The organism is Cupriavidus sp. 01L43, assembly GCF_056399925.1.
In genome coordinates this window covers 33,533-54,047 of sequence record NZ_JBFTSH010000005.1, presented here as the reverse complement: position 1 = coordinate 54,047, position 20,515 = coordinate 33,533, and the positions used below count along the sequence as shown (strand labels likewise).

The window sequence follows — 20,515 nt, the reverse complement described above, 5'->3', positions numbered from 1 at the left end:
CTTCCATGGACGCCCAAACCGTAACGGCAGACGCGCAGGCCATCGGCGGAGCCGGTGGCAGCGCGGCTGCGCCCACCTTCCTCGAGCAGCTGACCGAGGCCGGGCTGCTGATTCCCAGCGGCGTGCTCGGGCTGTATGGCCGTAGCGAGACCTTCGAGGCCATCGCCGAAAGCCTCAACCGCATGGTGATGCGGCTGGGCGCGGATCACCATGCCGAGACGCTACGCTTCCCGCCGGCCATCGGCCAGCACGACTTCGAGACCAGCGAGTACCTGAAGAGCTTTCCGCAGCTCGCCGGCACCATCCACAGCTTCTGTGGCGACGACCGCGGCCATCGCCGCCTGCTGGCCCGGCTCGAGGACAAGGAAGACTGGACCGACCAGCAGCAGCCCACCGGCGTGGTGCTGACGCCGGCCGCCTGCTATCCGGTGTATCCGGTCGTCGCTCGGCGCGGGCCGCTGCCGCCCGAGGGCAAGATCATCAACGTGATGTCCTACTGCTACCGGCACGAGCCGTCGCTGGAGCCCACCCGCATGCAGCTGTTCCGCCAGCACGAGTTCGTGTGCATGGGCTCGCCCGAGCAGATCATCGCGTTCCGCCAGTTGTGGATGGATCGCGGCCAGGCCGTGGTGCAGGCGCTGGGCCTGCCGATGGAGGTGGAGGTGGCCAACGACCCGTTCTTCGGGCGCGGCGGCAAGATCGTGGCGGACAGCCAGCGCGAGCTGAAGCTCAAGTTCGAACTGCTGATTCCGGTGAACGACGGGCTGGGGCCCACCGCCTGCGTGAGCTTCAACTACCACATGGACCACTTCGGCGCGCTGTGGGGCATCCGCACCGCCGATGGCGGCACGGCGCACACCGGCTGCGTGGGTTTTGGCATCGAGCGTCTCACCTTGGCGCTGCTCAAGCATCACGGGCTGGATCCGGCCCGTTGGCCGCAGTCGGTACGGGAAACGCTCGGAGGCCAGTAAATGTACGGTGACGGCAGGCTTCGGCCGCGGGGCGGCCCGGCATTGCATGGTGGCAATCCGGTGTGGGCACACGCCAATCGCCATATCGATCTCTGGGTCGAGCTGCTGCATGGATGGGAGCTGGAGCCCGTGGCGGCCCTGCCGTTCGCCGTGACACAGGATTTCGAGGGCGACCAGTTCACGCTGTCGAGCTTTCCGCCTGGGGATCTTGAGCGCCTGTACGGCATCCACACCAACGAGTTGTCCACCTACGACAAGCTCGAGACCCACGTGGCCGCGCAGACCTGCCGGGGCAACGTGGTGCTGCTCGAAGTGGACGGCTTCTACCTGCCGCAGCCGCCCAATGCCTACCGCCGCCAGCACACGCGCTCGGCCATCGGCATCGACGTGCTGGTACCGGAGGCCAATGCCGTGGGCTTCTATCATGGCGATGGCTACCACACGGCCAGCGGGGACGACTACACGGCCATCTTCCGTCAGGCGACCATCGCCCCCGAGTGGGAGGCGCCCGCGTTCCCCCATGCCGAGGTCGTGCGCCGGCGCTTTCCGGCGCAGGCGGGGGAGGCGCTGGTCGCGGCCTCGCTGGAACTGCTGCGCCATCATCTGGCGTGCCGGCCCCGCCAGAACCCGATCACCGCGTTCCGCAGCGCGTTTCCCGCGCACCTGGAGCAACTGATGGCGCGCGGCGAGCCGAACTTCCAGGTCTACGCGGCCAGCGTGCTGCGGCAGCTTGGCGCCAACTTCGAGCTGCTGGGGCGCTATCTGCGCTGGCTCTCGGAGCACGGCCAGCCGCAGCCCGACGCGATCTGCGAAGCCTGCTACACGATGGCGTCCGAGGCGATGGTGATGCAGTTCCGCCTGATGCGCGCCGTCATCAGCCACAAGCCGGACCCGTGCCAGGACTGCCTCGACCAGCTCGAACTGTCGTACGAAGGCACCGTGCCGGCGCTGGCCGCTTATTTCGGGGAGACCGTCTCATGACTGCGCGTGATCCGGAACCGGCGCTGCAACCTGTCCTGTGGTCCGGCGTGGCCGTGGGCGATGCGCGGCTGGAGGGCGACTGGACCTTCCTGGAGACGCTGGCCGGCGCGGCCACGCATCCCCGTGAACTGGGCGAGGACGGGCACTGGCTGCCCGCGCCGGTGCCGGGCACGGTGGCCAGCGCGCTGCGCGCCGCCGGCCGGTGGGACGAGTCCGCCCCGCCCCCGCTGCACCAGCACGACTACTGGTACCGGCTCCACTTCGCCGGCAGTGGCCGCCGCGTGCTCCGCTGCAACGGGCTGGCGACGCTGGCCGAAGTCTGGCTCAACGGCGTGCAGGTGCTCACCACGCGCCATATGTTCGTGGCGCACCAGGTGGCGGTGCAACTCCAGGGTGCGGACAACGTGCTCCATATCTGCTTCCGCGCGCTGCATCCGTGGCTGCGCACGCAGCGCGGCGCGGTGCGCTGGAAGCCGCGCATGATCCAGCCGCCCACGCTGCGCGCGGTGCGCACCACGCTGCTCGGCCATATGCCCGGTTGGTGCCCGCCCGTGCACGCGGTGGGCCCGTGGCGCGACATCGAACTGCTGCACCCCGAAGGCGCGGACGTCGTGCATGGCGCGCGCGCCGTGCTGGCCGGTCATCTCGATGGCCGCGACGGCGTGGTGGCACTGCAACTCCACTTTCCCGGCCCGGCGCCGATGCAGGGCAGCTTCCGGGCCGAAGGGTCCGATGGCGGGGTCTGGCAGGGCGAACTGCGCCGTGTGGGCGCGCATTCGCTGGCCGGCACCCTGCGCGTGCCCGATGCCCGGCGCTGGTGGCCCCATACCCACGGCGAGCCGGCGCTGTATCGCGTGCAGGCCGAAGTGGGTGGCCATGCCATCCCCTGCGGCCAGACCGGCTTCCGCACCATCACCGAAGATCGCGACGGCGAGCCCGGCGCGTTTGCGCTGCGCGTGAACGGCGAGCGCGTGTTCTGCCGGGGCGCCTGCGTCTCCAGCCACGACCTGCCGGGCCTGGCCGACACCGACGACGCCGTGGCCAACTGGCTGCGGCTGGCGCGCGATGCCGGCGCCAACATGGTCCGCGTCAGCGGCGTGACCTGCTATCCCGGCGAAGCGTTCTACCGCCAGTGCGATGCCCTCGGCCTGATGGTCTGGCAGGACTTCATGTTCGCCAATTTCGACTATGGCAGCGAGACCAGCGCGTCGCCGGCCCTGATGGACGACGCCGCGCGCGAGGTCGCCCAGTGGCTGGCCGGCACGCGCGCCCATGCCAGCCTCGCCGTGCTCTGCGGCGGCAGCGAGGCCGAGCAGCAGGCGGCCATGCTCGGCACGCCGCGCGGCGCGTGGCGCCAGCCGCTGTTCTACACCCTGATTCCCGCGCTCGTGGCCGAGCATCGCCCCGATGTGGTCTATGTGCGCAATTCGCCCAGCGAAGGCGCCTGGCCGTTCCAGCCCGATACCGGCATCACGCACTACTACGGCGTGGGCGCCTACCAGCGCCCGCTGGCCGATGCCCGGCTGGCCAACGTGCGCTTCACCTCCGAGTGCCTGGCCTTCGCCAACGTGCCGTGCGCGCGCACGCTGACCGAGGCGGGGCTCTCGCAGCCGCTGCACGACCCGCGCTGGAAGGCGCGCGTGCCGCGCGACGCCGGTTCCGCCTGGGATTTCGAGGACATCCGCGATTTCTACCTGCGGGCGCTGTACGAGGTCGATCCGCCCCGCCTGCGCTACGAGCAGCCGGCGCGCTACCTCGCGCTCTCGCGCGCCGTGGTGGCCGAGATCATGACCGACGTCTTCAGCGAATGGCGCCGCGCCGGCTCCACCTGCATGGGCGGGCTGGTCTGGCAGCTCCAGGACCTGTTGCCGGGCGCCGGCTGGGGCATCGTCGATGCCCGGGGCCGGCCGAAATCGGCCTGGCATGCGCTGCGGCAGGTCTGGCAGCCGCTCCAGGTGCTGATCACCGACGAGGGCCTGAACGGGCTGCACGTGCACGTGGTCAACGAATCGGCCACGCCGCGCACCGTGCAACTGACCTTCCGCTGCCTGCGTGATGGCGAAATCGCCACCGTCCACGCCACGCAAACGCTCACGCTGGCCCCGCGCGAGACGCGCCGGCTCGTCGCGGCGGAACTCATCGATCACTTTTTCGATTTCACCTACGCCTACCGCTTCGGCCCGCCCGCGCACGACGTCGTCCTGGCCACCCTGCACGACCCCGCGGACAGCAACGCGTTGCTCAGCCAAGCGGCGTATTTGCCGGACCGCCGCGCCGCCGCGCTGCGCGCGCCAGGGTTGAGTGCCCAGGTGGAACAGGTGGAGGGCGTGTGGTGGCTGACCGTCAGCGCGCAGCGCTTTGCACGCTGGGTGCACATCGAGGACCATGCGTACCGCCCGGAGCAGGACTGGTTCCACCTCGGACCGGGGGAATCGCGGCGTATCCGCCTGATGAATGAGGGCGGGGGAGGGGGCGGGTCGGACGCCATTCCTTCAGGCGAGATCTCCGCCCTGAACGCCGAGCGCCCGCTCTCCTACGACGCCTGATCTCATCCTCTCAACCCCTGCCCGCTGCGCCATATGCGGCGCGGCAGGGCGGCATATCCGCCGGCTCCGGCCCGTCGCGCGTCATCCCCGCGTCATCCCCACCTCTCCGCCGTTTGCATCCTCCTTCCCTCCCAAAGCATGACCGCCGCACCAACCGTCTGCCTACTGTCGATTCTGATCTGCATGGCCCTTAATAGAGTCAACAACGAGATAGCAAAACCGGGGCCCGCGAGGTGCCGGGGGTAAAGAGGGTGGCAGCTACGGGGCTGCCAGAGATCGCCAGAAAACGCAAACGGGTGGAGCGGCGAGATCGGGTCACAGCCTGCATGGAGATTGCCATGCGGGGTGGAGGACCGATGCTGCTCCCGGGTCAGAGGGAGGAGAATCACCATGATTACGCATCGATCAGACTTGCATGTCAATCACCTGCTCAACGCGTTGCCGCGTCACGAATGGGAAACGCTTTCGCGGCATTTCGAACTGGTCCGGCTCCGCGCCGGTGAGCTGCTGACCGACTCGGGCCAGCGCATCGTCCACGTGTACTTCCCGACCACGTCGGTGGTTTCGCTGCTGTCGCTGCTCGAAGACGGCGCCACGGTGGAATTCGCGGCCGTCGGCAACGAAGGACTCGTCGGCATTCCCGTGGTCACCGGCGGCGACACCATGCCGAGCCGCGTGGAAGTGCGCAGCCCCGGCTTCGCCTACCGTATCCCCGCCCGCGCCCTGCGTGCCGAACTGGCCCACATGCCCGCCCTGCAACGCGTGACCCTGCTCTACGTGCAGGCCGTGCTGACGCAGATCGCGCAGACCGCCGCCTGCAACCGCCACCATTCGCTCAACAAGCAACTGTGCCGCTGGCTGCTGCTGGCCATCGACCGCATGAGCTCCAACGAACTGGTGATCACGCAGCAGGTCATCGCCAACATGCTCGGCGTGCGCCGCGAGGGCGTGACCGAAGCGGCGGGCAAGCTCGAGGACCTGGGCCTGATCCACCATAGCCGTGGCCACATCACGGTGCTGGATCGCTGCGGGCTGGAGAAGCATTCCTGCGAATGCTACAAGCTCGTCAAGCGCGAGTACGACCGCCTGCTGCCGGCGCTGGTGCAAGCCTGATTTCCGCAGGGCGATGCGGCGCGGCATCACGCCGCGCCGCATCGCATTCCTGCCGAAGGATCCTTGCGCCAACCGGAGAGCCCGCTATGACGGTCACCTCGCTTGACTTGCCCGACCTCGATGCCAAGCCGGGCGGCGACGCCCAGGCGGCAGTCGTCCCGCTACGCATCGGCCTGCTGCTGGATAGCCCGCAGGCGTTGCATCACCTCTACCAGCTCGTGCTCTGGGCCCGCAAGCAGCCGGGCCTGGCCATCACCCATCTGATCGTGCACGGGCCCGTGCAGGGCGGCGTCTCGCCGTGGGACCGCCTGCTCGCGGCCACGCTGCGCGGCCTGATGCGGGCCGAAGGCACGGTGCTGCGCGGTACCTATCGCGGCCACCTGACCCGCCACGACCTCGCGCGCTCGATCCCCGAGCGCCTGGACATTGCCGCGCCGATGCCCGGCGCCAACGGTCACATACAGTTCGACGTCGCCGCGGTGGAACAGGTACGCGCCCTCGGGCTGGACCTGCTGCTCGGCTTCGGCCCCGCCACGGTCGATGCGCGGATTGCGGCTGCCGCGCGCATCGGCACGCTGTGGATGCGTTATGGCCGGGGCGGCGTGGCGCCAGCCGCCGGTTTCGACGAATGCCGGCACGCCGAGCCGGCCACCGGCTTCGCCATCGAACGCATCGACGGCACGCGCCGCGTGCTGCGCGCGGGCCGGGTGGGCACGCGCGTGAGCTACCTCGAGAACCAGGCCCACCTGTACCGCAAGGCCGATGTGCACCTGCGCGCGCTGCTGACGGGCATCGCCACGACGGGCACGCTGCCCTCGCCGGCCGGCGCGCCGGTTCCCGGGCTGGCCCGGCCCCGTGCGCGCGACCTCGTCGGCTACGCGGGCCGCCTGTTCAAGCGCGCGGCGATCAAGGGCACCCAGCGCGCGCTGCACATGCGGCGCAAGTTCGGCATCTCGATCCTGCAAGGCTCCTGGCGCAACGCCGATCTGCGGCAGGCCGTGGAGGTGACCGCGCCGCGTGGCCGCTTCTGGGCCGATCCCTTCCTGTGGACCGGGCCCGATGGGCGCGTGGTCTGCTTCGTGGAGGACTACCGCTACGCCACCGGCCGCGCCCATATCTCGGCGCTGGAAATCGTCGGCCATCGCGCGGTGGACCTTGGCGCGGTGATCGTCGAGCCGTACCACATGTCGTTCCCGTACCTGTTCTCGTACGAAGGGGCGCTATATATGTGCCCCGAATGCTCGGGGTCCGGACAGATCCGCGTCTATCGGTGCGCCGAATTCCCGCTCAAGTGGGAGCTGGCCGCCGTGCTGATGGACAACGTCTCCGCCGCGGACACCGTGCTGTTCCCGCGCGACGGCAAATGGTGGATGCTGACCAGCATGGACCCCGCCGACGTGAAGGACCATTGCAGCGAGCTGTACCTGTTCTCGGGGCCGTCCCCGCTCGGCACGGACTGGACGCCCTGCGCGGCCAACCCGGTGCGGATTGACCCGGCCGGCGGGCGCAATGCCGGCCTGATCATGGACGGCGGGCGCATCTACCGGCTGGCGCAGCGCCAGGGCTTCGACCGCTACGGCGAAGGGCTGATCGTCAACGAGGTGCTGGCGGTCTCCGACGAGGCGTACCGCGAGCGCGAGGTGCGCCGCATCGACCCGGACTTCGGCCGGCGGCTGATCGGCTCGCACCATATGACCAGCACCGGCACGGTCACCGTGGTGGACCACGTGCGGCGGGAGTTCGTGTTCTGAGTGCCTTGGGCGCCCGGCTACGGGCGCCCGATCGACCGCTGTACCGCCTTGGTTCAGCGCAGCGCCGGCTCCGGATCGATGCCGGCCACGAGGGCCGCGATGGTGTCCGCGTCCTCGCAGAAATGGGTACGCAGGTACTGGTCGAGCATGGCGTAGACCGCCTCGCGCGCCGCGTAGGACCGCAGCGCGTGGTCCACTTCATCCGAAATCACGCACTTCACATGACGATAGCGCCGCAGTTGCCGCCCGCGCGCGCCGAAGTGCGTGGCGAGTTCCCCCAGGCCCGGATCGTAGCCGCCGAAGACGAGCCACACCGGCACGCTGCGTTCATCGAGCCGACGAATGAGGCCGTGCACCTGACGCACTGGCGTATCAGCGCGAGTAATCCACGCGGCCAGTGTCTGCGCCCGCGTGCGCACGCGGGCCACGATGCGGCGGCTCAACTCCATGGCAATCGAGCCGATTTCCGCGTCGCCCTTGAACACGCGTACCCATTTCTGCGTGTCCAGCGCGGCGGTCAGATACACGCGCGTGGCCGCCTGGCGCGGGCTGGGGCGCTGCTGCACCACGTCCTGGATGCCGAGCCCTTCGGGCCACTGGAACTTCTGCACGTTGACCAGCACCGCGCCCGCCACGTGCTCGCTGCCGGTGGCCGCGTGCAGCCCCACGAAGGCGCCCGAGCAGATGCCGAACAGCACCACCCGGCCGAAGCCCTGCGCGGCCAGCCACGCGGCGGCGGCGGTCACGTCGCGGCGCAGGTGGCTGCCGTAGGGCTGGAAGGCGTACTGGGGCAGCGCCAGCGAGACGCTGTCGCCAATCCCGCCCAGATCCATCCGCATCGACGCAATGCCGCGCCGCGCAAGGTAGCGCGCGCAGAGCACGCCCATGCGCGCATCGCCCACATGATGGCCAGCGCCGGTGTTGATGATGAGCACCACCGGCGCGCCGTCGCCGCGCGCGGCGGCAGGCGGCTCGCACAGGATGCCGAACAGGCCGTCGGCGCCGTAGTGCGCGCGGCGCTCCACGAAGCGGTCGCCGTGCAGCACCGGCGCGTCGTCGGCGGACAGGCGGCGCACGCGCGCGTTGTCGGGCTCGCGCACATCGGTCTCGGGTACGCCGGCCAGCCACGCCGTGGTGTGCCGGAACGCCTGCCAGGGCAGGTCGTTCAGCTCGGGGTAGCTGACATAGGTCTCGTATTCGTCGAACGGCGCCTGCGTCACGTCGCAGCCGAGCGCGGCGGCGCTCTCGGCCAGCCGCCCGGCGCCGTCGAGCGTGCTGGCCGACAGGATCAGCATGCGTGCGGCGGGGCGCTGGTGCAGCTGCCCGGGTTTGCCGAGGTCGCACGTCTGGATGGCGTCGATGGTGTCGCGGTAGAAGCGGTTGCCGACCACGGTCATGAAGTCTTCGGTCTCGGCCGGATCGAGCTGGTCGGCCGGGGACGATCGCGCGGTGCTCTGCAACGCGCGCAGTTCGCGCAGATGGTCACGCCCACGCACCACCGGCGCCAGCAGCACCAGCGCGTCGATCGCCTCCGCCTCCATCTCCTGCGTGGCGAGCACCGCCAGCAGCGCGCCGAGGCGGATGCCGCACAAGGCCACGCGCGTCACGCCGGTACGTTCGCGCAGTACGCGCACGGCGGCCACGATGCTGGCCGTCCACGCCTGCAGCCGAGCAGGATCGCTTTCGTCGCCATCGGAATCGCCGGTGCCGTGGTAGTCGAAGCGCAGCGCCGGCATGCCGTTGGCGGACAACGCCGTGGCGAGGTAGCGCCAGCCACGGTGGGTCATGATCGCTTCCTGCCCGAACGGGTTGCACAGCACCACGCCGCAGGGATCGGCAGAAAGGGGGGCAAGGGGGACGATGGGCCGGTGCAGCCAGCCGTAGCACCCGTCGAACAGCAGCGGTTCCATCACCGCGTGCACCATCCCCGGGCCATGCGGCCCGTGGCCGCCGTGTCCGTCCCCGTGTCCGTCCTCGTTCGGACCGTCGCCCGCGCCGCCCATGGCGCCGCCGCCCTCAGGCACCCGCATGGACGTGCACCGGCCCCGCCGCGCCGAACGTGGCCACCAGGCCAGACAGCGTGCGGTCGTAGGCGGACTCCAGCACATCCAGGCAGTCCGAGCAGGCATCGGTCCGGCCGCGCGCCACCGCGCGGGCCAGCCGGAACTGCAGCACCTTGGCTTCCGTGGCGATGCTGTGCGCCGCGTCCACCACAGGCTCGGGCACCTTGTGCCCCTGCCGCGTGAGCCACGTCAGGTAGTGATGCAGCATCTCGAAGTTGGCGCCGAGCTGGCGCGGCACGTTGAAGGTGTACTGGTGGAAGTAGGCATCGCCGCGCGCCAGCATCCGCTCCATATGCGACGGAAACACCGCGCGCAGCCGGCTCACCGGGTTGGCGGCGGGGCGCCGCGCCAGATGCTCGCGCAGCAGCCGCACCGAGGCATCGGCCAGCATGCCCGGCGCCACCGGCGCGCGCACGCGCTTGGCGCACTCGGCGTAGGGAAACAGCAGGTCCGGATTGCCGGAGAGTTCGGGCGTCAGGCGCAGCAGGCCCTCGTAGTCGTCGCCATTGACCGTGTGGTAGCCCAGGCCGTGGTAGTAGCCCAGCCGGCGCGCCTGCGCATCGATCATGTCCACGCCGATCGACGTCTTGACGTGTTTCTGCCGATAGGAAGTGGCCTTGGTGTCCGGCAGGTAGTAGCTGTCCACCTCCACCAGCACCGTGTGGCCGCGCCCGACCTGTTCGACCAGATGCGCCTCCAGCGCATCGTAGAGCGCCATCTCCTGCACCACGGTGCCGTAGAGCCGCTCGATGTCGTTGGTCGGGTATTTGAAGAAGGTGAAGTGATCGCCCTCGAAGTCCTGCGTCACGGTGAACGGCAGCGCGGCGCGCGGTTCGAGCCCCCAGCCGTTGAGCAGTTCGATCCACAGGTCGATGTAGCAGTTGGTCTCCTGCCAGATCACGTCCTCGCCATGCAGCGCATGCGGCGCGGGCTGCGGCGTGCTGCGTGCCAGGGTCGCCGTGACATTCATATGGATTCTCCTCCGCTGTGTAGGCATGCCGCGCAGCCGGGCGCGGCCAGACGGTCTCCATTACAGCCCCAACCGCGCCAAAGATTGGTGCGCGAGGCAACACAGGCGCCGCAGCAAGGTGCACGTTTGCGCGCATGCTGGCGGGGCACCGGCAAGGGGCAGGCCGCGTGCAGGCAGTGGCACTTTTCCCGGCCTTTTCGCGCTCTGATGGGCACGCCACCGCACGCCGGGCAAGGTGTGCGGAAGCGTACAGAGACGGCGAGGGGCCGTTCCTACACTGCAACTCATGGATTGGGACGCGTGCCGCCAGCGTTGCGGCGCGCGCATTGAGAGACAGCGGTGAGCATGGGGAGCGTGAGCGCAGTGCGCAGCGCCGTCCATGCCTTTGGACAGACCAGGAAGGCGGGCATGAACTGGGTGGACAAGGAATTCAGCGAGCTGACCACGCGGGAGCTGTATCAGATCCTGCGCGTGCGCAGCGAGGTCTTCATCGTGGAGCAGGGCAGTCTGCTGCTCGACGTCGACGGCAAGGACATCGTCGGCACGCACGTGCTCGGCGTGGAGCCGGCCGAGGACACACAGCAGGTGGTGGCCTACGCCCGCCTGCTCAAGGGGGAAGGCAGCGAGATCCGGATCGACAAGTTCCTCACGCGCATGTCGCGTCGCGGCGACGGCACGGCCGAGGCATTGATGCGCAGCGCGCAGGAGGCCATCCAGACGCGCTGGCCCGGTGCGCCGGTGGGCATCCAGGTGCCGTTCTACCTGCGCGAATTTTGCGAGGGGTTCGGCTTCAGCAAGCGCGAGGGCCCGTACCTGGAACACGGTACGCATTTCATCGGCATGGTCTGGCAGCCGCCCCGCGCGCGCGCCCGGCTGTTCCGCCTGACACGCTGAGCCGCATGCGGCCCGGCCGGGAGAGCATTCCATGAACCAACCGATTCCGGTGGGCCTGCCGCCCGTTACGCTCGGCGCAGCCCTCGCGCCGCCCGTGACCGCGGCACTGCCCGTCATCCAGTTTCCGATCCAGCCCGTGATCATGGCCGGTGGCGCCGGCACGCGGCTGTGGCCGCTCTCGCGCGAACAGTTTCCCAAGCAGCTCCTCAACCTCGTGGCGGAAGACACGCTGCTGGAGGCCACCGCGCACCGCTTCGACGGCGTGGCGGTGCTGGCAGGCCGCCCGGCCGGCATCGAGCCGCCGCAGTTGGTGGTCTGCGGCGAGGAACATCGCTTCATGATCGCGGACATGATGAAGCGCGCCGGCAAGCCCGCGCGCCTGCTGACCGAGCCCTGCGGCCGCAACACCGCCCCGGCGCTGACCGTGGCGGCGCTGCACGCGATGGCGGCTACGGACGGAGGCGATGTGGTGCTGGTGGTGACGCCGGCCGACCACAGCGTGACGGACGTGCCGGCGTTCCGCCAGGCACTCGCCACGGCGGTGCGCCATGCCGACGCCGGTGCCATCGTCACGCTCGGCGTGGTGCCGGTCTCGCCGGAAACCGGCTACGGCTATATCCGCGCCGGCGGCACGGCGGTCGATGGCGCCTACACGCTGGAAAAATTCGTCGAGAAGCCGCACCTGGAACTGGCCCGCTACTACGTGGACTCGGGCGGCTACTGGTGGAACAGCGGCATCTTCGTGGTGCGCGCGGCAGTGTGGCTGCGCGCGGTGAGCCAGCTCCAGCCCGAGATGTATATGCAGTGCCGCGCCGCCTACGAGGCTGGCGAGGCGGGCGGCGACACGTACAAGCTGAACCGCGAAGCCTTCGGCGCGTGCCAGTCGGATTCCATCGACTACGCCGTGATGGAAAAGCTCGAAAGCCTGCCCGACGTGCCCGGGCGCGTGGTGCCGCTCGATGCGGGCTGGTCCGATGTCGGCTCCTGGGCCGCGATCTGGGACATCGCGCCCAAGGATGCGCTTGGCAACGCCGCGCGGGGCCGCGTGGTGTTCGATGGCGCGACGGCCTGCCTCGCCCACTCGGAAGGCCGGCTGATTGCCTGCGTGGGCGTGCATGACGTGGTGGTGGTGGAAACCGCCGACGCCGTGCTGGTGGTCGACAAGGCCCACGTGCAGGACGTGAAGAACGTGGTGCAGCGCCTGCGCGCCGAGCATGGCAGCGAGGTGGTCAACCATCGCAAGGTGCACCGCCCGTGGGGCTGCTACGACGCCATCGACCATGGCGACCGTTTCCAGGTGAAGCGGATCGTGGTTGAGCCGGGCGCCAGCCTCTCGCTGCAGATGCACTACCACCGCGCCGAGCACTGGGTGGTGGTGCGCGGCACCGCACGCGTCACCTGCGGCGAGACCGTCAGCATCCTCAGCGAGAACCAGTCGACCTACATCCCTATCGGCACGCTGCACCGGCTCGAAAACCCGGGCAAGACGCCGCTGGAGATCATCGAGGTGCAGTCGGGCGCCTATCTGGGGGAAGACGACATCGTGCGCTTCGAGGACAACTATGGCCGCAAGTAAGGAGATGCCGCGATGACCGGGCTGATTGCCTGCGCGCTGGACCTGCTGCTGGTGGCGGGCAGCGCGCTGCTGGTGCACCAGCTCATGGTGCCCGCCGCGCTGCCGGGCCATGGCCTGCCGCTGGCCTGGTCGGACACGCAGACCATGCTGGTGTTGTTCAACGCCCTGCTGGCGGTGGTGCTGTTCGCCGCGTTCGGGGTCTACGGCCAGTGGCGCGACCGCTCGCTCAGCCAGCTCACCCACCGGGTGCTGGCGGCCTGCGGCGTGGTGGCGCTGGCCGGCATGGCGCTGCTGTGCACGCCGCGCCTGGAGAACGTGCCGACCTCGTGGTTCATCGCCGTGACCGCCGCCTCGGCGGGCATGCTGGTGCTGGCGCGGCTGGTGCCGGGCTGGGTGGCGCGGCGGCTGGGCCGGGCGGCCACGCGCACGCGCACGGTGGCCGTGGTCAGCACGCGCGCCCATGCCCGCAACATGCTGGCGCAGCTGGCCCACGCGCCGGGCGCGCAGTATCGGGCGGTGTGCGTCTATGACGAGAGCGACGATGCCCCCGAGTGGCTGCACAACGTGCCGGTCTGCGCCAACTTCCGCGACTTTGCCGGCATGGTCCGCGCGCGCGCCATCGACGAGATCTGGCTGGCGCTGCCGCTGGCGGACCAGCATCTGGTGCGCCGCTTCGTGCGCGAGTTCCGCAACGACTTTGTCGACATCCGTTACATGCCGGACCTGCGCGGCCTGCCGCATCTGCAATGCTCGGTGGACAAGGTGCTCGGCTATCCCACGCTGAACCTGGCCGTCTCGCCGGCCGACGAATACCAGCTCTGGCCGAAGGAGATCTTCGACCGCGTGGCGGCTGCGCTGGCGCTGGTGGCGCTGGTGCCGCTGTTCGTGGTGGTGGCGGCGCTGGTCAAGCAGTCCTCGCACGGGCCGGTGTTCTTCCGCCAGCGCCGCAAGGGCTACGACGGCCGCGAGTTCGAGATCCTCAAGTTCCGCACCATGTGCCTGCACGACGAGGCGCCCGGCACGGTCACGCAGGCGCGGCGCGGCGATCCGCGCGTGACGCGCGTGGGCGCGGTGCTGCGGGCGCTGTCGATCGACGAACTGCCGCAGCTGCTCAACGTGCTGCGCGGACAGATGTCGCTGGTGGGGCCGCGCCCGCATGCGCTGGCGCACGACGATCTCTACAAGAACCTGGTGGAGGGCTACATGCACCGCTACCGCATCCGCCCTGGCCTGACCGGCTGGGCGCAGGTGAACGGGTATCGCGGCGAGACGTCCACGGTGGAAAAGATGGAAACGCGGGTCAAGTTCGACCTGTTCTATATCCGGAACTGGTCGTTCTGGTTCGACATGCAGATCATCCTGCGCACGCCGGCGTGCATTTTGCTCCGGCGCAATGCCTACTGAGAGCAGCGCGGGCGTACTGAGACACGGTATGTGATGTGGCGGCAAGGCAGCGCGGCAATGGAGCCCGCCCGCTGATCCGCCGGGGGACGCCAAGATGGACCTATCGGTAATCATTCCCAGCTACAGGCGCTGCGACGACCTGGACCGCTGCCTCCGCGCGCTGGCGCGTCAGCAGCGCCCCGCCGACGAGGTGGTGGTGGTGGCGCGCGCCGACGACGCGCCCACGCTGGCGCTGGTCTCGCGCTGGCTCTCCACGGCCAGCGCCGACACCCTGCCGGGCCTGCGCCTGGTGACGGTGGACGAGCCGGGCCAGGTGGCCGCCAACAACCGCGGCTTCGCGGCTGCGCGCGGCGACATCCTGTGCCTGACCGACGACGACGCCGCGCCGCATCCAGACTGGCTGGCGCGTATCGGCGGCCATTTCGCGCGCGACGCCAGCCTCGGCGGCGTGGGCGGGCGTGACCGCGTGCACGAAGGTGGCCGCGTCCTGCAAGGCGCGGCGAACTGCGTGGGCCAGGTGCGCTGGTACGGCCGCGTGATCGGCAATCATCACATCGGCGCCGGCGCGCCGCGCGACGTGGACGTGCTCAAGGGCGTGAACATGGCGTGGCGGCGCAACGCGGTGGCCGGGCTGCGCTTCGACACGCGGCTGCGCGGCGCGGGCGCCCAGGTCCACAACGACCTCGCCTTCAGCCTGGCCGTGCGCCGTGCGGGCTGGCGGCTGCTGTACGACCCGGCGCTGTGTGTCGATCACTTTCCGGCGCCGCGTGCCGATGCCGACCAGCGCGCGGTCTTCAACGCCGAGTCCTATTACAACGCCAGCTACAACCTCCACCTGGTACTCGACGAGCACCTGCGCGCCACCGGCGTGCCGGCCAGCCGCCGGGCGATGGCGGGCGCGTGGCAGGTGCTGGCGGGCTCGCGCAACTATCCGGGCTGGCTGCGCGCACTGGCGCTGTGCCTGGGCGGCGAGGGTGGCCGCGCGTGGCGGCGCATGGCGCTCGCGCAGCGGGCGCGGGCCGACGCCCTGATGGCGCTGCATGCCCCCGACGCCATGCGGCGCATGCCCCACGTGGTGCCGCCCACGTCCGGTGTGCCCGAACGTGCGGAAACAGACGTCCGCCCCGATGCCGGCGGCGCTTCAATGACTCCCATCGGTATGCAGCAACAAGGGCGCGCAGGCGCCGACAAGGAGAAGCTGCCATGGTAAATCGATTCCTCCCCCGCCTCGTTACGCTGGCCATGCTGGCCGCGCTTGGCGGCTGCACCTGGGCACCGGGGCCCGCACTGGACAGCAGCCGCATCCAGGACGACCTGTCCGCCAAGACCGGCACGGATGTCTATCCGGTCAAGCTGATCACCGCCGACGTGGTGCGCGCCCAACCGGACTCCATCGCGCTGGCCGCCGCCGTGCCCGATTCGCCGGCCCGCACGGGCAAGCTGGGCGACGACCTCGACGGCTACGAATACCTGATCGGACCGCAAGACCTCGTCGGCGTGACCGTGCTCGACCACCCCGAGATGAGTTCCGGCCTGCTGACCGCCCCGGTCACCGGCGCCACCGCGCCCGTGCCCGGCGTGCCGCAGGTCACCCCGACCGGGCTGCCAACGGACCAGAGCGGCTACCGCGTGGACCGTACCGGCGAGATGTACTACCCGCCGGTGGGCAAGCTGCGCGTGGGCGGCAAGACCGTCGACCAGGTGCGCGCCATGATCACCGGGGCGATCAAGAACACCGTGCGCGACCCGCGCGTGGATGTGCGCGTCATCGCCTACCGCAGCAAGCGCGTGGACGTGACCGGGCAGGTCCGCACGCCGGGCATGCTGCCGGTGACGGACGTCCCGGTGACGCTGGTCAACGCCATCACGCGGGCCGGCGGCTTCGCGCCGGAGGCGGACGTGCAGAAGGTGCGCCTGACCCGTGACGGCAAGCTGTTCGAGTTCGACCTCGAGGCGCTGATCGAACGCCGCAACGGCGCGCATGACTTCCTGCTGCGCGGCGGCGACGTGGTCTACGTGCCGGACCGCCTGTCCAGCCGCATCTTCGTGCTCGGCGAGGTGGCGCGCCCGCAGTCGCTGCTGATGAACAAGGGACGGCTGTCGCTGGCCGACGCGCTGGCAGGCGTGAACAGCATCGACGTGAAGGCGGCCGACCCGCGCCAGATCTTCGTGATCCGTGGCATGCGCGACAAGCCGCAGACGCCCGACGTGTACCGGCTGGACATGACCCAGGTGGACGCGATGCTGCTGTCCACGCAGTTCCGGCTCGAGCCACTTGATGTGGTCTATGTCGGCACCTCGGACGCCGTGCGCTTCAACCGCGTGCTCGACCAGATCACCCCTACCATCCAGACCCTGTTCTTCACAGTGGAACTGGCTCGCTAGCCTCGTCAGGACGGAGCCGACATGAATACCCCTTTCCAGCGTCCCTACGGTACGCCACTGCCCCTGGAGGACGACGAGTTCATCCTGCGCGATCTGGTGCGCATGGTGCGCCAGCAGCTTGGCTGGGTGATCGGCATCACGGCCGTGGTGGCCGCGGTGGCCACGCTCTACGCCTACTCGCTGCCGGCGATCTACGCGGCGGATGCGCTGCTCCAGGTGCAGGCGAAGAACTCGGACAGCCCGCTGTCGCGTGCCTCGCAGGTGATGGGCGGCACCTCGCAGCTGGGGACCGAGACCGAGATCGAGATCATCCGCAGCCGCTCGGTGCTTGAGCCGGTGGTGAACGCGTTCCGACTCAACGTCTCGGTGTCGCCGGTGGTGATGCCCTATCTCGGCAACCTGGCGCGGCGCTTCGCCAAGTCGGGCGAGCCGGCGCCGGCCTGGTTCGGCCTGTCGCGCTACGCCTGGGGCGGCGAGCAGATCGACCTGGAACTGCTCGGCGTGCCGGCGGCGCTGGAAGGGGTGCCGCTGACGCTGCGCGCGCTCGGCAACGACAGCTTCGCGCTGTACGACCCCGAAGGGGTGAAGCTGCTGACCGGGCAGGTGGGCGAGATTGCCGACGACGGTCCGCTGCAGATCCGCATCGGCAAGCTCGTGGCGCGGCCCGGCACCGAGTTCACGGTCACGCGCTCGAACCAGCTTGCCGCCATCGGCGGGCTGGCCAAGTCGCTGCTGGTGCTGGAGCAGGGCAAGCAGACCGGCATCGTGCAGATTTCGATGGAGAGCAGCGACCGCGTGCGCGCCATGCAGATCGCCAACGCGGTGGTGCAGTCCTACGTGCGGCAGAACCTGGAGCGGCATCAGGAGGAAACCGCCCGCACGCTCGACTTCCTCAACGCCGAGGTGCCGCGCGTGCGCGCGGACCTGGAGAAGGCCGAGGACGCGCTGGCCGCGCTGCAACAGCGCCAGGGCGCGGTGAAGCCGACGTCGGAAGCCCAGTCCTACCTCGCGGGCGGGCTGGAGCTGGATCGCCAGATCGCCCAGCTGAACCTGCAGCGCACGCAGCTGCTGCAACGCTTCATGCCGGGCCATCCGCAGGTGCAGACCATCGACACGCAGCTCGGGCAGCTGCGCGCGCTGCAACAGAAGCTGGAATCGCGCTTCCACGACATGCCCGCGTCCGAGAAGGCCGGCGTGCGCATGGAGCGCGACGTGAAGATCGCCCAGGAGATCTACATCTCGCTGCAGAACAAGACGCAGGAGCTGATGATCAACCGCGCCGGCATGGTCGGCAATGTGCATGTGCTGGACGAGGCGCTGGTGCCGTCGTCGCCGGTCAAGCCCAAGCGGGCGCTGATCATCGCGGCCGGGCTGATCCTCGGGCTGGTGCTGGCCGTGCTGACGGTGTTCATGCGCCGCGCGGTGTTTGGCCGCATGCACGAGATGGAGGAGATCGAACGCCGCCTGGCGCTGCCGATGTTCGGCGAGATTCCGTTCAGCCCGGCGCAGAGCTGGCTGGAGGACTACTCGCGGCTCGAGGCCACGGCCCCGCCCGAACTGCCGCTGCCGGTGGAACTGGCCGGCGCCGAGCACGTGCCCGTGACGCCCGAGCGCGCCGAGGAATGGCTGCCCGCCGCCACCCGTCCGGTGCTGGCGGAGAGCCGGCCGCACGACGAGGCCATCGAGGCGCTGTGCGGCATCTGCACCCAGTTCCAGTTCACGCTGGAGCAGATGGGCCACCGCGTGGTGGCGATGGTCGGGGCCACCTCCGGGGTCGGCAAGAGCTTCGTCACGTCGAACCTCGGCACGCTGCTGGCCAAGTCGAACCGCCGCGTGCTGCTGATCGATGGCGACCTGCGCCGCCAGCGCCTGTCCGGCTACTTCAACCGGGCCGCCGGCATGGGCCTCTCGGAAATGCTGGGCGGCCGCATCGACGCCAACCAGGCCGTGGTGCCCACGGGCGTGTCGAACCTCTGGATCGTGCCCGCCGGCAACTTCGGCGCCACGCCGGCCGAGCTGCTGATGAACACCCGCTTCCGCCAGGCGCTGGACACCTACTCGCGCACCTACGACCTCGTCATCATCGACACCCCGCCGGTGCTGGACCACAACGATGCGATGGCCGTCTCCGCGCTGGCTGGCGCCACCGTGATGGTGCTGCGCACGGGCGCCCATACCGAGGAACAGATCGTCGATGCGGTCAAGCGGCTCAAGCGCGCTGGCGGCAATGTGGTGGGGGGCATCCTCAACACCGTGGTCGGCGAGGCCGTGCCGCAGTCCGACAGCCTGAGCGACACGCTCGCGCGCGCGTCCGGGCAGCCCGCCTGATGCGCCGCCCCGCACGTCACGCACACCACGCACCCCTCCCGGGAGCCCGCCCGTGATGACCCTCGCCCTCGACGGCCCCCGCCGCGCCAACCGCCAGCTCCACCCGGCGCTGGTGCCGGGGCTGTTCTTCGCCTTCGTGCTGGTGCTGATCCTGCTCAGGCTGGGCCGCGTGGTGGAGCTGGCGTACCCGGTGGGCGCCGTGCTGGTGGGGCTGATGTGCTACCGGCGCAACCCGGCCGAGTACGTGTCCTTCATGTGCTGGCTCTACTTCCTCTCGCCCGAGGTGCGCCGCATCGCCGATTTCTTCAACGGCGCCTACAACCCGATCAGCCCGATCCAGATGGCGCCGGTGCTGGTGGCCATCCTCAGCGGCCTGACCGTGCTCACCCACTACCGCGTGGTGGCGACCAAGCGCGCCTTCCCGTCGCTGCTGATCGTGCTGGCGATGACGTACGCGCTGGTGGTGGGATGCATCCGCAACTCGGTGCCGTCCGCGCTGTTCTCGTTCGGCTACGCCATCATCCCGGTCTTCGTCGGCTTCCATGTGCTGGCCACCTGGAAGCACTTCCCGGTCTATTCGCGCGTGCTGGTCTCCACGTTCAGCTGGGGCATGTTCGTGATCGGCATCTACGGGGTGATCCAGTACGTGCTGATGCCGCCCTGGGACGCCATGTGGATGCTGAAATCGGGCATCGGCTCGGTGGGCGAGCCGCTGCCGTTCAGCTTCCGCGTGTTCAGCACGCTCAACTCGCCGGGGCCGCTCGCCACGGTGCTGATGGGCGGCCTGCTGTTCATGCTGGCCGGGCGCGGCAAGGTGGTCTGGGTGGGCGCGGTGTCCGGGCTGGTGGTGCTGATGCTCACCGCCGTGCGTTCGGCCTGGGGCGGGCTGATCATCGGCGGGATCTACGCGCTGGCCTGCATCGACGCCCGCACGCGTGCCCGGGTGATCCTCGCCATCCTGATCGTGTCCGCGCTGTCGGTCCCGATGTTCGCCGTCGAGGAGTTCGCCAAGCCGGTGCTGGACCGCATGGAGAGCGTCACCTCGATCAAGGACGACCGCAGCTTCCAGATCCGCATGCGCTTCTACGAGTCCTTCCTGGCCGCGGCGACCAGCGACATCGCCGGGGCGGGCATGGGTTCGGTCGGCATCGGCACCAAGCTCGATTCCGCCACCAGCCAGCTCGGCAAGTTCGGCGTGTTCGACAGCGGGCTGATGGAGATTCCGTTCGTGATGGGCTGGCCCGGCACGCTGCTCTACCTCACCGGGCTGCTGTGGATGATTGGCCGGGCGATGAAGCGCGGGCTGGCGATGAAGTCCAACCGGCTGCTTGCCGCCGCCGTGGGGACGTCGATCGCGCTGGTGTCGATGCTGGTGTTCAGCAACACGCTGAACGCGTTCGACGGCATCCTGTTCCAGCTCGGCGTGACGCTGCCCGTGATCGGCCATCGCTACGCGCGCATGCTGGCCGCATCGGGCGGGGCCACGCCATGATGCCGGCATCCGCCACAGGGGCCTCGGCAGTGTCGGCCGTG

At 69.7% G+C, this 20,515-nt stretch carries 14 protein-coding genes; 12 read left to right on the top strand and 2 right to left on the bottom strand.

Going from position 1 to position 20,515, the window contains the following annotated elements:
* Window positions 1-5 precede the first annotated feature (5 nt).
* The 5 genes from AC1DP9_RS10895 (at window position 6) to AC1DP9_RS10875 (ending at window position 7,362) form a co-directional block, all read left to right on the top strand.
* Entirely contained in the window at window positions 6-971 is a 966-nt protein-coding gene (locus AC1DP9_RS10895) for an amino acid--[acyl-carrier-protein] ligase (RefSeq protein WP_477107333.1), read from the top strand.
* Complete coding sequence (locus AC1DP9_RS10890; protein ID WP_477107332.1) at window positions 972-1,952, top strand: DUF1839 family protein; 981 nt, start codon at window positions 972-974, stop codon at window positions 1,950-1,952. It begins immediately after the preceding gene.
* Window positions 1,949-4,498: a glycoside hydrolase family 2 protein gene (locus AC1DP9_RS10885; RefSeq protein WP_477107331.1), complete on the top strand. Its 2,550-nt coding sequence runs from the start codon at window positions 1,949-1,951 to the stop codon at window positions 4,496-4,498. The genes AC1DP9_RS10890 and AC1DP9_RS10885 overlap by 4 nt, the downstream gene beginning before the upstream one ends.
* 390 nt (window positions 4,499-4,888) lie before the next feature.
* Window positions 4,889-5,611: a Crp/Fnr family transcriptional regulator gene (locus tag AC1DP9_RS10880; protein ID WP_092294220.1), complete on the top strand. Its 723-nt coding sequence runs from the start codon at window positions 4,889-4,891 to the stop codon at window positions 5,609-5,611.
* A gap of 86 nt (window positions 5,612-5,697) precedes the next feature.
* Window positions 5,698-7,362: a glucosamine inositolphosphorylceramide transferase family protein gene (locus AC1DP9_RS10875; RefSeq protein WP_441591185.1), complete on the top strand. Its 1,665-nt coding sequence runs from the start codon at window positions 5,698-5,700 to the stop codon at window positions 7,360-7,362.
* 53 nt (window positions 7,363-7,415) lie between these two features.
* Here the strand turns inward: AC1DP9_RS10875 and AC1DP9_RS10870 are convergent, their stop codons facing one another.
* Together AC1DP9_RS10870 and AC1DP9_RS10865 are read right to left on the bottom strand one after the other, a co-directional pair.
* A complete protein-coding gene (locus AC1DP9_RS10870; protein WP_477107330.1) occupies window positions 7,416-9,392 on the bottom strand; it encodes a serine aminopeptidase domain-containing protein in 1,977 nt (658 codons plus the stop codon).
* Complete coding sequence (locus tag AC1DP9_RS10865) at window positions 9,379-10,395, bottom strand: DUF1839 family protein (protein ID WP_255370795.1); 1,017 nt, start codon at window positions 10,393-10,395, stop codon at window positions 9,379-9,381. The genes AC1DP9_RS10870 and AC1DP9_RS10865 overlap by 14 nt, the downstream gene beginning before the upstream one ends.
* Window positions 10,396-10,803: 408 nt before the next feature.
* On the opposite strand from AC1DP9_RS10865, the gene AC1DP9_RS10860 reads away from it, so the two are divergent.
* From AC1DP9_RS10860 to AC1DP9_RS10830, 7 genes are all read left to right on the top strand, one after another.
* The gene (locus tag AC1DP9_RS10860; RefSeq protein WP_092294228.1) at window positions 10,804-11,289 is read left to right on the top strand and encodes a GNAT family N-acetyltransferase; all 486 of its coding nucleotides are present in this window, start codon (window positions 10,804-10,806) and stop codon (window positions 11,287-11,289) included.
* 31 nt (window positions 11,290-11,320) lie between these two features.
* Entirely contained in the window at window positions 11,321-12,865 is a 1,545-nt protein-coding gene (locus AC1DP9_RS10855; RefSeq protein WP_477107329.1) for a mannose-1-phosphate guanylyltransferase/mannose-6-phosphate isomerase, read from the top strand.
* Window positions 12,866-12,877: 12 nt separating this feature from the next.
* Window positions 12,878-14,269, top strand: coding sequence for an undecaprenyl-phosphate glucose phosphotransferase (locus AC1DP9_RS10850; RefSeq protein ID WP_092294230.1), 1,392 nt, complete (start codon window positions 12,878-12,880; stop codon window positions 14,267-14,269).
* 94 nt (window positions 14,270-14,363) lie between these two features.
* Window positions 14,364-15,479, top strand: coding sequence for a glycosyltransferase (locus AC1DP9_RS10845; RefSeq protein ID WP_477107328.1), 1,116 nt, complete (start codon window positions 14,364-14,366; stop codon window positions 15,477-15,479).
* Complete coding sequence (locus AC1DP9_RS10840) at window positions 15,473-16,654, top strand: polysaccharide biosynthesis/export family protein (RefSeq protein WP_477107327.1); 1,182 nt, start codon at window positions 15,473-15,475, stop codon at window positions 16,652-16,654. Before AC1DP9_RS10845 ends, AC1DP9_RS10840 begins: the two co-directional genes overlap by 7 nt.
* Window positions 16,655-16,675: 21 nt before the next feature.
* Window positions 16,676-18,982 carry a polysaccharide biosynthesis tyrosine autokinase gene (locus AC1DP9_RS10835; RefSeq protein WP_092294236.1) on the top strand — a complete coding sequence of 769 codons (2,307 nt, stop codon included), beginning with the start codon at window positions 16,676-16,678 and terminating at the stop codon, window positions 18,980-18,982.
* 55 nt (window positions 18,983-19,037) lie between these two features.
* Window positions 19,038-20,474 carry an O-antigen ligase family protein gene (locus tag AC1DP9_RS10830; RefSeq protein WP_092294238.1) on the top strand — a complete coding sequence of 479 codons (1,437 nt, stop codon included), beginning with the start codon at window positions 19,038-19,040 and terminating at the stop codon, window positions 20,472-20,474.
* Window positions 20,475-20,515 lie beyond the last annotated feature (41 nt).